This is a genomic window from Stenotrophomonas sp. HMWF023 (assembly GCF_003060985.1).
In the GTDB taxonomy this organism is placed as follows: Bacteria; Pseudomonadota; Gammaproteobacteria; order Xanthomonadales; family Xanthomonadaceae; genus Stenotrophomonas; species Stenotrophomonas lactitubi.
This window is the reverse complement of sequence record NZ_QAIJ01000120.1, coordinates 1-12171: the sequence shown is the minus strand read 5'-3', so window position 1 is coordinate 12171 and position 12171 is coordinate 1. Positions and strand designations below refer to the sequence as shown.

At 65.2% G+C, this 12171-nt stretch carries 14 protein-coding genes; 4 read left to right on the top strand and 10 right to left on the bottom strand.

Annotated features, from left to right (window positions below):
* Positions 1-357: hypothetical protein (locus tag DBR20_RS21870; RefSeq protein WP_219927793.1), on the top strand; the 357-nt coding region annotated here is incomplete at its 5' end.
* Between the two features lie 822 nt (positions 358-1179).
* Here DBR20_RS21870 and DBR20_RS06350 read toward each other — a convergent pair.
* The 5 genes from DBR20_RS06350 to DBR20_RS06330 form a co-directional block, all read right to left on the bottom strand.
* Positions 1180-2436 (bottom strand): cysteine desulfurase, encoded by a 1257-nt coding sequence (locus DBR20_RS06350; protein ID WP_100435925.1) that lies wholly within the window; start codon positions 2434-2436, stop codon positions 1180-1182.
* A complete protein-coding gene (gene sufD, locus DBR20_RS06345; RefSeq protein ID WP_108265592.1) occupies positions 2433-3695 on the bottom strand; it encodes a Fe-S cluster assembly protein SufD in 1263 nt (420 codons plus the stop codon). Before sufD ends, DBR20_RS06350 begins: the two co-directional genes overlap by 4 nt.
* Positions 3695-4459 (bottom strand): Fe-S cluster assembly ATPase SufC, encoded by a 765-nt coding sequence (gene sufC, locus DBR20_RS06340; protein WP_108265591.1) that lies wholly within the window; start codon positions 4457-4459, stop codon positions 3695-3697. The genes sufD and sufC overlap by 1 nt, the downstream gene beginning before the upstream one ends.
* Before the next feature lie 73 nt (positions 4460-4532).
* Complete coding sequence (sufB, locus tag DBR20_RS06335) at positions 4533-6008, bottom strand: Fe-S cluster assembly protein SufB (protein WP_108265590.1); 1476 nt, start codon at positions 6006-6008, stop codon at positions 4533-4535.
* An 18-nt stretch (positions 6009-6026) separates the two neighbouring features.
* A complete protein-coding gene (locus DBR20_RS06330; protein ID WP_025873978.1) occupies positions 6027-6482 on the bottom strand; it encodes an SUF system Fe-S cluster assembly regulator in 456 nt (151 codons plus the stop codon).
* Between the two features lie 210 nt (positions 6483-6692).
* Here DBR20_RS06330 and DBR20_RS06325 point away from each other — a divergent pair, with 210 nt between their 5' ends.
* Positions 6693-7160, top strand: a complete 468-nt coding sequence (locus DBR20_RS06325) for an SET domain-containing protein-lysine N-methyltransferase (protein ID WP_108265589.1) — start codon at positions 6693-6695, stop codon at positions 7158-7160.
* Between the two features lie 172 nt (positions 7161-7332).
* Positions 7333-7875 carry a type 1 glutamine amidotransferase domain-containing protein gene (locus DBR20_RS06320; RefSeq protein WP_108265588.1) on the top strand — a complete coding sequence of 181 codons (543 nt, stop codon included), beginning with the start codon at positions 7333-7335 and terminating at the stop codon, positions 7873-7875.
* A 101-nt stretch (positions 7876-7976) separates the two neighbouring features.
* On the opposite strand, the gene DBR20_RS06315 is transcribed toward DBR20_RS06320, so the two are convergent.
* The 4 genes from DBR20_RS06315 to DBR20_RS06300 form a co-directional block, all read right to left on the bottom strand.
* Positions 7977-8573 (bottom strand): DUF1439 domain-containing protein, encoded by a 597-nt coding sequence (locus tag DBR20_RS06315; protein WP_108265587.1) that lies wholly within the window; start codon positions 8571-8573, stop codon positions 7977-7979.
* An 81-nt stretch (positions 8574-8654) separates the two neighbouring features.
* Positions 8655-9083, bottom strand: coding sequence for a hypothetical protein (locus DBR20_RS06310; RefSeq protein ID WP_308812602.1), 429 nt, complete (start codon positions 9081-9083; stop codon positions 8655-8657).
* Between the two features lie 170 nt (positions 9084-9253).
* Positions 9254-9562 carry a DUF3861 family protein gene (locus tag DBR20_RS06305; protein WP_108265585.1) on the bottom strand — a complete coding sequence of 103 codons (309 nt, stop codon included), beginning with the start codon at positions 9560-9562 and terminating at the stop codon, positions 9254-9256.
* Positions 9563-9857: 295 nt separating this feature from the next.
* Positions 9858-10259 (bottom strand): HU family DNA-binding protein, encoded by a 402-nt coding sequence (locus DBR20_RS06300; protein WP_089239384.1) that lies wholly within the window; start codon positions 10257-10259, stop codon positions 9858-9860.
* 370 nt (positions 10260-10629) lie between these two features.
* Between DBR20_RS06300 and DBR20_RS06295 the strand changes: the two genes are divergently transcribed.
* Positions 10630-11061, top strand: a complete 432-nt coding sequence (locus DBR20_RS06295; protein ID WP_108265584.1) for an OsmC family protein — start codon at positions 10630-10632, stop codon at positions 11059-11061.
* Between the two features lie 81 nt (positions 11062-11142).
* Here the strand turns inward: DBR20_RS06295 and DBR20_RS06290 are convergent, their stop codons facing one another.
* Positions 11143-12021, bottom strand: coding sequence for a PhzF family phenazine biosynthesis protein (locus tag DBR20_RS06290; RefSeq protein ID WP_108265583.1), 879 nt, complete (start codon positions 12019-12021; stop codon positions 11143-11145).
* Positions 12022-12171: the final 150 nt, after the last annotated feature.

Below are 12171 nucleotides of genomic sequence, written 5' to 3'. Positions count from 1 at the left end.
GGCACGAGGGCTACGAATTTATTTCTATTCCAGGGGGCGCTGATGAAATTTTGCAAGTTGATGCTTGGATTAGCGCTGTGCCTTGCAGTGGTGACAGGTTGTTCGGCCCGTGAAGAAAAAAATAGCGAGCGCGTTGATGCCTGTTTGCCGGTCATAAACGCATATATAAAGGCGTCTCGCGGATGGGTTGAAGGTGTCTACGATGTTGTTCCTGAGGGTAGAAGCCGGGGGCTTCGTGGGTATGCAGTAATGCATCACGAAGACAAAGGTAAGCTGCCTTCCGAGGAGCTCAAGTCATTTCATGTTGATTTAGATTCAAAGTGCAAGGCTGTAGTCGGTGAACTTGGGTATCAGTGATAAGGGTCTGCCTTCGCGATTGTTTGTGTTTTCCGGCGGCCCGGCTAAGAGCGTATAGTCCAATCGAGAAAAATAGCGCCAAAGATGGTGAGTCGGAGGTTGTGAAATGAAACTAAATTATCAACTTTGCGTGGCCTTCTTCTTGGTGATTTCCGTGGTCGGTTGCGGTCTTCAGGAAGGAGGGCAGACACCGCCCGCAAAGGCCTGTGGGATCGGCCAGAATCCAGCTTGTCGAGTCAGCTTCCGGGCGCTGGCTGCGACCCCTCGTATATTCGATGGTAAATCGATACGCATGGAGGGCTATCTCGGAGTTAGTCGGGGGCTCTTTGTATTGAGCTCCAGCAAGGAGCTGTTCGAGGCTGGAGTGACCGATGAGACCGAAGTTCGCATCAGGGGACCAATAGATCTCCAGCGTAGCGTGTTTGATCGGTATGCCTATTCGTGGGTATCAGTGACTGGGGTGTTCAGGCTTAGGAGGACGGACGGGTCGACGGATGATCTTCTTCTCGGCGAAATGCATGCCCCACTTGACGTTCAATCTTTGAGGGTCCCAGGTCCGATTCCAAAAGCGACTTTCGGAGACGTGTCCGTTGATCTCGAAGATCTGAAGTGAATTCCAGGTATCAAGCGCGCCTCCGATAAAGCAGTTTGTGATAACAGGAATGATTCTGCTGGTGTCCGAGGCGGGTGCCGATAGGTCGTTACATGCCTCTGCAGATGACGTTTACGGTCGTCGTGCAGTGGCGCAGCATGGGCAACCACGGAAAAAAAAACGCCACGGTCTCCCGTGGCGCTCGCAACTTTCCGGTTGTTATCGCGACCTCACCCCAGCAACTTCCGCACCTTCGTCAACGCCGTCATGAACCGCTCGATCTCTTCATGCGTGTTGTAGAACGCCAGCGAGGCACGGCAGGTCGCCGCCACGCCGTAGTACTGCAGCAGCGGATGCGCGCAGTGCTGGCCCGAACGCACGGCCACACCTTCCAGATCCAGCAGGGTGGCCAGGTCGTGCGCGTGCGCGCCGTCGATCAGGAACGACACCACCGCTGCCTTTTCCGGTGCCTCGCCGATGATGCGCAGGCCATCGACCCGGCGCAGCTCTTCGGTGAAGTGCGCCAGCAGCTCGGCTTCGCGCGCTTCCACATGGTCCAGGCCGACGTTCTGCAGATAGTCGGCGGCCACGCCCAGGCCGATGAAGCCGGCGATGTTGGGGGTGCCGGCTTCGAACTTGTGCGGGGCATCGTTGAACACGGTGCCGTCGAAGCTGACTTCCTTGATCATCTCGCCGCCGCCCAGGAACGGCGGCATCGCGTCCAGGTGCTCGCGACGCGCCCACAGCGCACCGGTACCGGTCGGGCCGCACATCTTGTGGCCGGTGATGGCGTAGAAGTCGCAGCCGATGGCGGTGACATCGACCTTGCGGTGCGGTGCGGCCTGCGAGCCGTCGACCACGGTGACGATGCCGCGCTTGCGGGCTTCGCGACAGATCTCGCGCACCGGGTTGATGGTGCCGAGCACGTTGGAGACGTGGGCCACGGCCAGCAGCTTGACCTCGGGGGTCATCGCCGCGCGCAGCGCGTCCAGGTCCAGCGCGCCGTCGGGGGTGATCTCGGCCACGCGGATGGTCGCGCCGGTGCGCTGGGCTACCAGCTGCCACGGTACGATGTTGGCGTGGTGTTCCATGCGCGAAACCAGGATCACGTCGCCGGCCTTCAGCCGCGGCAGGGCCCAGGAGTAGGCAACGAGATTGATGGCAAAGGTGGTGCCGCTGCACAGCACCAGGTCGTTGCTGCGCACGTTGAGGAAACGGGCCAGCTTGTTGCGCGCGCCCTCGTAGGCGTCGGTGGCCTCGGTACCCAGCGCATGCACCGCACGGCTGACGTTGGCGTTGTAGCGGCGGTAGAACTCGTCCACCGCGCCGATCACCTGCACCGGCTTCTGGCCGGTGTTGGCGTTGTCGAAATAGACCAGCGGCTTGCCGTGCACTTCGCGCATCAGCAGCGGGAAGTCCAGGCGCACGCGCGCCCAGTCGGGGGCGTCGGCGGGTGCTTCGATCGGTCGCGGGGTGGACAGGTTCATGCCACGCCCGCCTCGGCCAGTGCCTTGTCCAGCCGACGTGCCAGCTGCTCGCGCAGCGCTTCCGGCAGCACCTTCAGCGGCTCGTGGCAGAACGCCGCGCTCAGCAGCGCCTGCGCCTGGGCCTGCGGCAGGCCGCGCGAGCGCAGGTAGAACAGCGCGTTGGCGTCGAGCTGGCCGACGGTGGCACCGTGTGCGGCCTTCACTTCGTCGGCGTCGATCACCAGCGTCGGCTGGGTATCGATTTCGGCGTCGGCCGACAGCAGCAGATTCTTGTTGGACAGGTTGGCGTCGGTGCCGTCGGCACCAGCACGGATCTGGATGCCGCCATGGAACACCACGCGGCTGCGGTTGGCGGCCACGCCACGCCACTGCAGTTCGGCGCTGGTGTCGCGGGCAATGTGGTCGATGCCCAGGCGGGTATCGACGTGGCGACGGCCGTTGCCGAGCAGCACGCCATTGGCGGTCAGCTGGGCGTTGTCGCCTTCCAGGCGCACGTTCAGTTCGTGGCGGCTGAGCGCTGCACCCAGTTCCAGGTCCACACGGTGGTACTGCGCGTCCTTGGCCAACACCGCGTCGGTGCGCAGGAAGCTGGTCTGGCGCGCGCTGCCGGCCTGCACGCGGGCGTGCTTGAGCACGGCATCGCGGGCGACGTGGGCGTGCAGCACGGTGTTGTCCAGATGCGCCGAGTCACCCACGCTGAAGCGGTGCTCGACCACGCCCAGGCTGGCGCCCGCACGCAGTTCGATCAGGTGCCGGTGATGCCAGGCCAGATCGGTGTCGCCGGCGACGCTGGCGAACACCAGCTGCAGCGGCGCCTCGACCTGCACGCCGTCGTCCACGCGCAGCACCACGCCTTCATCGGCGAGGGCAGCGTTGAGGCGGGCGAATACTTCGTCACTGCGCTCATAGCGGCGGCCGAGGAAGCGTACGGCATCCTCGCCAGCGGCCAGTGCGGAAGACAGCGTTTCCAACTGCACGCCGGCCGGCAGGCCCTGCACGTCGCTCAGCGCGTCGTTGAGGCGGCCATTGACGAACACCAGGCGCGGCGCCGGGATGTCCTCCAACACGGTGGCATCCAGCAGCGCCGGCGCCAACGGCGCGGCCGCAAAGCTGCGGCGCTCCAGCTGGCGCAGCGAGGTGTACTTCCAGCTTTCGCTGCGAGCGCCGGGCAAGCCGTCGCGCAGTACGCTGTCGAGCACTTCGCGGCGCGCATCGCTGCCGCAGAAGGCCTGGGCCATGGAGTCGAGCAGGGCGCTCATCAGACCGCCGCCTCGGGCACGACCCGATCCTTCAGGAAGTCATAGCCGTGTGCTTCCAGTTCCAGCGCCAGTTCCGGGCCACCGCTCTTGACGATGCGGCCATCGGCCAGCACGTGCACCACGTCCGGCTTGATGTAGTCCAGCAGGCGCTGGTAGTGGGTGATGACCAGGAACGAGCGGTCGGTGCTGCGCAGTGCGTTGACGCCGTCGGCCACGCTCTTCAGCGCATCGATGTCCAGGCCCGAATCGGTTTCGTCCAGGATCGCCAGCTTCGGCTCCAGCACGGCCAGCTGGAAGATCTCGTTGCGCTTCTTCTCGCCACCGGAGAAGCCTTCGTTGACGCCACGGTGCAGCAGTTCGTCCTTCAGGTGCAGCACGGCCAGCTTCTGCCGAACCAGCTTGAGGAACTGCATGGAATCCAGTTCTTCCTCGCCGCGCGCCTTGCGCTGGGCGTTGAGCGCGGCGCGCAGGAAGTAGGTGTTGTTCACGCCGGGGATTTCCACCGGGTACTGGAACGCCAGGAACAGGCCGGCAGCGGCGCGCGCTTCCGGGTCCTGGTCGAGCAGGTCGACGCCTTCGAACTGCACGCTGCCTTCGGTGACCTCATAGCCGTCACGGCCGGCCAGGACATTGCCCAGGGTGGACTTGCCGGCGCCGTTGGGGCCCATGATGGCGTGCACCTGGCCGGGCTTCACGTCCAGGGACAGGCCCTTGAGGATTTCCTTGTCGCCGATGCGGGCGTGGAGGTTTTCGATCTTCAGCATGGTGGGGGTTTCCGTGGTGCGGGCCGCGGCCCGCCGGTAAAAAGAATGCGTTGTGCGAGGGCAGGGCGGGCGATCAGCCCACCGAACCTTCCAGCGAGACTTCCAGCAGCTTCTTGGCTTCCACCGCGAACTCCATCGGCAGTTCGCGGAACACCTGCTTGCAGAAGCCGTCGACGATCATCGACACCGCGTCTTCCTGGCTGATGCCACGGGCGCGACAGTAGAACAGCTGGTCGTCGGAGATCTTCGAGGTGGTGGCCTCGTGCTCGACGGTGGCGCCCGGGTTCTTCACCTCGATGTAGGGGAAGGTATGGGCGCCACACTGCTTGCCGATCAGCAGCGAATCGCACTGGGTGTAGTTGCGCGCGCCGTCGGCATTGCGGTCGATCTTCACCAGGCCGCGGTAGGTGTTCTGGCCGCGGCCGGCGCTGATGCCCTTGCTGATGATCTTGCTCTTGGTGCGCTTGCCGACGTGGATCATCTTGGTGCCGGTGTCGGCCTGCTGGCGATGATGGGTCAGCGCCACCGAATGGAACTCACCGACCGAGTCGTCGCCCAGCAGCACGCAGGACGGATACTTCCAGGTGATCGCCGAGCCGGTCTCGACCTGGGTCCAGGTGACCTTGCTGCGCGCGCCACGGCATTCGGCACGCTTGGTGACGAAGTTGTAGATGCCGCCGACGCCGTTCTCGTCGCCCGGGTACCAGTTCTGCACGGTGGAATACTTGATCTCGGCATCGTCCAGCGTCACCAGTTCGACCACCGCCGCATGCAGCTGGTTCTCATCGCGCATCGGCGCGGTGCAGCCTTCCAGGTAGGACACGTACGCCTTCTCTTCGCAGATGATCAGCGTGCGCTCGAACTGGCCGGTGTGGCCGGCGTTGATGCGGAAATAGGTGCTCAGTTCCATCGGGCAGCGCACGCCCTTGGGGATGAACACGAAACTGCCATCGGAGAACACCGCCGAATTGAGCGCGGCGAAATAATTGTCACCGACCGGCACCACGGTGCCCAGGTACTGGCGCACCAGTTCCGGGTGTTCCTTGATGGCTTCGGACATCGAGCAGAAGATCACGCCCTTCTCGGCCAGTTCCTTGCGGAAGGTAGTGCCCACCGAGACCGAATCGAACACCGCATCCACGGCCACGCCGGCCAGCTTGGCGCGTTCGTGCAGCGGCACGCCCAGCTTGTCGTAGGTGTCCAGCAGTTCCTTCGGCACGTCATCCAGCGAGGCGTACTTCGGGCCTTTCGGCGCGGAGTAGTAGCTGAGCGCCTGCAGGTCGATCGGGGCGATCTGCAGCTTGGCCCAGTTCGGCATCGGCATGGTCAGGAAGTGGCGGTAGGCGTCCAGGCGCCACTGCGTCATCCATTCCGGCTCTTCCTTCTTCGCCGACAGGGCGCGGATGGTGTCCTCGTCCAGGCCCGGCGGCAGGGAGTCCGATTCGATGTCCGTGATGAAGCCGGCCGCATACTTGCGCCCGAGCTGCTCGTGGATCTCGCGGTTGGGGGTGTCGTCGCTGGCGACGGTTTCGATGGTTTCGGTGGCCATGGGGGGGCTGCCTACGGATCAGGAGACGACGTCGACAGCGATGGTGCGGCGCTGTTCTTCGTCGACAAGGGGAAGAGGGGGCAGGATCTGCGCCAGGCTGACATCGCGCAGGGCCTCGGAGACCACGTCGTTGATCAACCGCCAGCTGCTGCGCGCGCCGCACTTGGGCGCCATGCCGCACTGGTGGTGGTCGTGGCTGCACTCGGTCAGGGCCAACGGCCCTTCCATGGCTTCGACCACTTCAAACAGCGAGATCTCGATCGATGGACGGGTCAGCCGGTAGCCGCCGCGGACGCCGCGCAGGCCTTCGACCAGGCCGGCCTGGGCCAGTGGCTTGAGCACCTTGCTGACGGTGGGCGGCTCCAGACCGGTGAATTCGGCCAGCTCGGTGGCACTGAGCACCTCGCCCGGACGGGCGGCGAGCACGGTCAGTACGACGGTGGCGTAATCGGTGAGCTTGGTGACGCGCAACATGGGATGCGAGTGATTCTTAAAGCGGACTGAAATTGTACGCTTTTATTCGCCGGCATCCAACCCGGCCATTCAGCGGGCGCTTGGGGCCGGCTGTGGGTCGGCGGCCGAGGGCGGCCGACGGGGCGACATGCTGGGGCATGGGGGTGATTTTCGCAATCACCCGGAATGGGCGAGAATCAACGTTCCTTTCGCTGCAAACGTCTCTTGCCGATGCCCAAGAAGATCCAAGCCCGCAAGTCCGCCATCCATGGCAACGGTGTGTTTTCCGTGGCCCCGATCAAGCAGGGCGAGCGCGTGATCCAGTACAAGGGCCTGCTGCGCAGCCACGGCGATGTCGATGCCGATGACAGTGGCGATGTGGAAAGCGGCCATACCTTCCTGTTCACCCTCAACGACGACTGGGTGATCGATGCCAACTACAAGGGCAACGACGCGCGCTGGATCAACCACAGCTGCGACCCGAACTGCGAGGCGGTGATCGAGGAGAACGAGGACGGTGACAGCCGCGGCGACAAGGTCTTCATCGAGGCGCTGCGCGATATCAAGTCCGGCGAAGAGCTGACCTACAACTACGGCATCACCCTGGCCGAGCGGCATACGGCCAAGCTGAAGAAGATCTGGGAGTGCCGCTGCGGTTCGCCCAAGTGCACCGGCACGATGCTGCAGCCCAAGCGCTGATCCGGTAGCGCCGGGCCATGCCCGGCGAGCGCGAAGCGCGGGCGGAATCAGAAGCCGCCGGGCATGTCCCGGCGCTACCCGGGCGTTTCTGCACCCGCCGTGCACGGCCGGGTCACCGTCGTTCAATGCGCCTTCGCCGACCCTGTCCGCTCCCCCTCTTCTGGAGCACGACATGACACAGCGCCTACGCGGCAAGCAGATCGCCATCCTCGCCACGCACGGTTTCGAGCAGTCCGAACTGATCGAGCCCAAGCGCCTGCTGGAAGCAGCAGGCGCGCGGGTGAGCGTGGTCTCGCCGGCCAAAGAGGTCAGCATCAAGGGCTGGAAGGACAAGAACTGGGGTGATTCGGTCGCCGTGGATCAGCCGCTGGATGAAGCCGATGCCGGTCGCTTCGATGCGCTGGTGCTGCCCGGCGGCGTGATCAATCCGGATACCCTGCGCACCAACGAAGCAGTACTGGATTTCATCCGCAGCATGGCCGATGCCGGCAAGCCGGTGGCGGCGATCTGCCACGGCCCCTGGCTGCTGATCAACAGTGGGCTGGCGAAGGGGCACGAGGTAACCTCGTGGCCGTCGCTGCAGCAGGATCTGGCCAATGCCGGTGCGCGCTGGCGCGACGCGGAAGTGGTGGTGGACGGCAACCTGATCACCAGCCGCAGGCCGGATGACATTCCCGCTTTCAGCGAGGCGCTGGTGAAGGCACTGGCCGCATGATGTTGTGATGCGGTGGCGCCGGGCCATGCCCGGCGAGCGCGAAGCGCGGAAAGGGCAGAAGCCGCCGGGCATGGCCCGGCGCTACCGTATCTGGCGGGAGCTTATTTGCCGAGCACGCCGTCCGGCACCAGGTTGCCCAGGTTCTGGTTGAAGGTCACCACCAGCTTGCCGTTCTTCACCTGCGCCGACTGCACCTGCAGGGCACCGAGCAGGCCTGCCACGGCCGGGTCCAGCTTGTAGATCGGTTCGCGCTGGGCGTAGTCGCTCAGCCATGCGTTGAGCAGGCCGCGGGTACGCGAGTCGAGACGGCCACCTTGGTTGGCCGGGGTGAAATCATCTACGGTCGGCTGCTGCAGGTGGAAGCCCTGGGTCTGCGCGTCATAGCGCAGGCCGCTGCTGAGCTTCACGGTGCCCAGCTTGGCCGGGTTGCCGCCCGCAGTGGCCAGCGCCACGTCCATGCCCAGGTTCAATCGCTCGCCTGCCGGCAGGCTCAGCTGCGGGTGGCTCATGGTCAGCGCGATCAGGCCGCCCAGTGCGTCCTGGGTGCGCGGGAAGCTGCCGTCCAGATACTGCTGCACGTCGCTGGCGCCAACCGCCAGTTCACGACCGGAGATCGAAGGGGCGGCCTGGGCGCCGATCGCGGCAGCAATCAGCACGGTCGAGGCGGCAAGGCGGGTCATCAGGGAACGCAGGCGCATGGCGGTGACCGGAAGAAGGATCGAAGAGGCCTACAGAGTAGCTTTGCCCGCTGAATCGCGGGTACACACCGCTGCAACGGTTCAGTCCAGCGTTGGCTGCAGGCTGGCCGACTGGATCTGCCAGGCGCGGGCGTCGGCACTGGGCTGCACGCGGTACCAGCCGTGGTAGCGGAAGGTGCCCTTGGCGGTCAGCGCACGGATCTTCACCGGTACTTCCAGCAGGCGCGGTGGCTGCGCATCGTCGCGTGGCACCGCCACGTCACTGTCCAGGCGCAGATTGCGCACGTCGGGCAGCAGGCGCAGTACGGCGTCGTCAGCATGGCGCGGGTCTGCCGGGGCATAGGTCCAGGCCGCATCACTGCGCGTCTTGTTCTGGTTGAGCAGGTCGAGCATGTAGCGGTTGAGCATTCCCGCGGGCGATTCGCTGCCGATGGCAACGGCGCCATACAGCGGGTCGATGGCGATCGCGTCGACGGTAGCTGCCTCCGATGCCGCTTTCGTCGTTGGCACGGCAGGGGCGGTTGCAGCGGCGGCTGAGTCCGACGTGCTGGAATCGGTTGGAGCGGGCGGGTTGGAACACCCCACCGCAAGCAACGGGATCAACAAGGAAAGAAAACCACGCATGTCTGCCTCCTCCCCGAGGCGACCTGGAAGGCGGCAGTGTAGCGGCCGGGGCCTGCTCAGCGCGAAGAGGGAAGCTGCTCCAGCGCATCCAATGCCGGCAGCACCTGTGAGGCGATAGCTGCCAGTGCGTGGCCGTCGGTGTCTGCATGGCGCTGCACGATGTCACGCAGCAACTGGGTGGCCACCACCAGCGTGGCACGTTCGTCGCCGCTCAGGCCTGCCGTGCGCGGGGCTGATTCCAGCAGGCGCATCAGGTCGCGGCTGGCACGGTGTTCCAGTTCGATGGTGCAGCGCCCGGTGCACTGGTGCCCGTCCTTTTCGATCGGGGTCACCGAGATCCGGTAGCGGGTGGAGGGGCTGGCCATGGGGGTGCTCGCGCTGGTGGGGAGGAATGTGTCCACCATAGGCAAGGCATTGGCCGGCGGCGATGGCCGGGGCTGCACGCAGTGTTCCACCCGGTTCGTTCCTGCGCTGGAAAAACAGCGGCGCGGCCATGGGCGGCGGACCTGTGCGGGTGATTGCGTGGGCGCGGGAAACGCTGTGTTGCGGAGTCGCAGGGGACGGCGTCCAGGCGTGGCGTGGATCTACTGCACGGATGCCGGGCAAAAAAAACGGGACGGCCAAGGCCGTCCCGTCAGGTATCCGCTGCAGGGCGCGCGCTTAGAGCGCAGCGTCCTTGAGCTTCTTCAGCGGGCGAACCTTGAGCTTGGTGGTGGCCGGCTTGGCGGCGAACCACTGCTCTTCCTTGGTGAACGGGTTGATGCCCTTGCGCTTCGGCTTGGCTGCCACATTGACGGTGCTGATCTTCAGCAGGCCCGGCAGAGTGAACGAGCCTGCGCCCTTCTTGTGCACCGAAGCGGCGACAGCGCCTTCCAGCGAGGCCAGCACAGCGCGGACGTCCTTGGCGACAACGCCGGAGACTTCAGCGATGTGTGCAACCAGGCCCGACTTGGTCAGCACTTCCTTGATCGGCTTCGGAGCGGCCGGCTTGGCGGCAGCAGCCTTCGTCGCGACTTTCTTCACTGCCTTCTTCGGGGCAGCCTTCTTAGCGGTCTTTGCCATGGTTTCCTGTTCCGTGAACGGTTGGTTGTTTGGTCGGCGCCGAACCCCGTCGGCAAGCGCAATGTAGGGCAACTCTTGGGCGCCGCCAATAGCCTGGAGCGCTGAAAGTGCATGTTTTTTCATATCCAGGCCGATTCAGTACATGGCCGGCCGTGCGGGAAACGGGTGTCGTGGTGCACTGCACCGCAGTGTTCGTGTTTTCGGTCGGGTTGGCGAAATGACTGAAAACAAGGGAGAAATCGCCGGGTTGGTGGCGAAGAAGTGTCCACTCGCTGGCTCGGGACAGGCGCGGCGCATGCGGCGGAGCGACGCAGGGCTAACGCGGCGCGTGCCAGGGTATTGGTTCATCGCAGCCACAACGGAGCAGGACATGGGAATCTCGCGACACGCTACCGCGCATTGGGAAGGTGACCTGAAGTCGGGCAAGGGCCAGTTGAGCACGCCACAGAGCGGCCTGCTGGACAAAACCCGCTACGCCTTCAACAGCCGTTTCGGTGATGAAAAAGGCACCAATCCCGAAGAGCTGATCGCCGCCGCGCACGCCGGTTGTTTCACCATGGCGCTGTCGGCCAAGCTCGGCGAAGCGGGTTTCACCCCGACCTCGCTGGATACCGAAGCCAAGGTCGACCTGTCGATGGAAGGCGGCCCGCAGCTGTCGCAGATCCGGCTGAAAGTGAAGGCGGTGGTGCCGGGAATCGATGCGACTCAGTTCCGCGCGATCGCCGATGACGCCAAGCAGAACTGCCCGGTTTCCAAGGCGCTGAGCGCAGTGCCGATCAGCCTCGAAGCCGAGCTGGGCTGAGAAGGTGGTAGCGCCGGGCCATGCCCGGCGAGCGCAGCGGAAAGACGCCGGGCATGGCCCGGCGCTACCTCGTACGGGCAATCACCAGTCGATGGTGCCGGAAATCACCGTCTGCACTTGGCCGCCCGACCAGACCTCGCCGTCTTCGTCGACCAGCAGGGTCAGGCGCGCATCGTGGCCGACTTCGCGGCCTTGGCTGACTTCGAAGGGCTGGCGGCCGCGCGGCAGGGCATTGCGCAGGTCCAGCCAGGCCGCCAGCACGGCGTTGGCCGCGCCTGAAGCAGCATCCTCGAAGCGGCGTCCATTGCCGACGAAGGCGCGCACGGCCAGGTCGTAACCGTCGCTGCCATCGGCAAAGGCATAGGCGAACACGCCCATGCTGTCGGTCGATTCAGCCAGCGTGGCGATCGCATCCCAATCGGGGCGCAGGGCGCGCAACGCGGCCTCGTCCGCAACCTGCACGACCCACCAGCTGCGTCCGCCCTGCATGCGTGCAGGTGGCAGCGCACCCAGCGGCCAGCCCTGTAGGGCGGGCTGCAGGCGCGGATCGTCGGCAACCGCGGTCTCGGCCAGTTGTGCACGCGGCGTACGGATGGCGATGCGCTGCTGTGCGCCTTCGCCGGTCACGCGCAATGGCAGCGCCCCGGCGATGCCGTCCTGTACCAGTACCCCGTCAACCGGCACGGCGATGCCTGCCTGCAGCACCGCATGGGCTGTGCCGACGCTGGGATGGCCGGCGAACGGTACTTCCTTCTGCGGGCTGAACATGCGCAGCCGGTAGCTGGCGCCGGCGGCCTGTGGCGGGAACACGAAGGTCGTTTCAGGCAGGCGGGTCCAGCGGGCGATGGCCTGCATCGCCGCGTCGTCCAGGCCTTCGGCATCGAGCACGACAGCCAGCGGATTGCCAGCGCCAGGGCGCGGGGAAAACACATCCAGCTGCAGGAAACGGCGTGCGGACATCAGGCGGGAACTCCAGGAAACAGGCCGCATAGGGTAGCGCGGGGCCATGCCCCGCGAGCGTGCAGCGCGGCAGGCCGGCGGGCGTGGCCCGGCGCTACCAGCGGATGTTGCCGTCGATCACCGGCTGCACCTGGCCACCGATCCATACCG

Coding starts and splice junctions, on each gene's coding strand:
- sufD (WP_108265592.1), bottom strand. CDS start 3,695: ATGAGCGCCCTGCTCGACTCCATGGCCCAGGCCTTCTGCGGCAGCGAT.
- DBR20_RS06300 (WP_089239384.1), bottom strand. CDS start 10,259: ATGGCAAAGACCGCTAAGAAGGCTGCCCCGAAGAAGGCAGTGAAGAAA.
- DBR20_RS06290 (WP_108265583.1), bottom strand. CDS start 12,021: ATGTCCGCACGCCGTTTCCTGCAGCTGGATGTGTTTTCCCCGCGCCCT.
- DBR20_RS06330 (WP_025873978.1), bottom strand. CDS start 6,482: ATGTTGCGCGTCACCAAGCTCACCGATTACGCCACCGTCGTACTGACC.
- DBR20_RS06320 (WP_108265588.1), top strand. CDS start 7,333: ATGACACAGCGCCTACGCGGCAAGCAGATCGCCATCCTCGCCACGCAC.
- DBR20_RS06350 (WP_100435925.1), bottom strand. CDS start 2,436: ATGAACCTGTCCACCCCGCGACCGATCGAAGCACCCGCCGACGCCCCC.
- DBR20_RS06325 (WP_108265589.1), top strand. CDS start 6,693: ATGCCCAAGAAGATCCAAGCCCGCAAGTCCGCCATCCATGGCAACGGT.
- sufC (WP_108265591.1), bottom strand. CDS start 4,459: ATGCTGAAGATCGAAAACCTCCACGCCCGCATCGGCGACAAGGAAATC.
- DBR20_RS06315 (WP_108265587.1), bottom strand. CDS start 8,573: ATGCGCCTGCGTTCCCTGATGACCCGCCTTGCCGCCTCGACCGTGCTG.
- sufB (WP_108265590.1), bottom strand. CDS start 6,008: ATGGCCACCGAAACCATCGAAACCGTCGCCAGCGACGACACCCCCAAC.
- DBR20_RS06305 (WP_108265585.1), bottom strand. CDS start 9,562: ATGGCCAGCCCCTCCACCCGCTACCGGATCTCGGTGACCCCGATCGAA.
- DBR20_RS06295 (WP_108265584.1), top strand. CDS start 10,630: ATGGGAATCTCGCGACACGCTACCGCGCATTGGGAAGGTGACCTGAAG.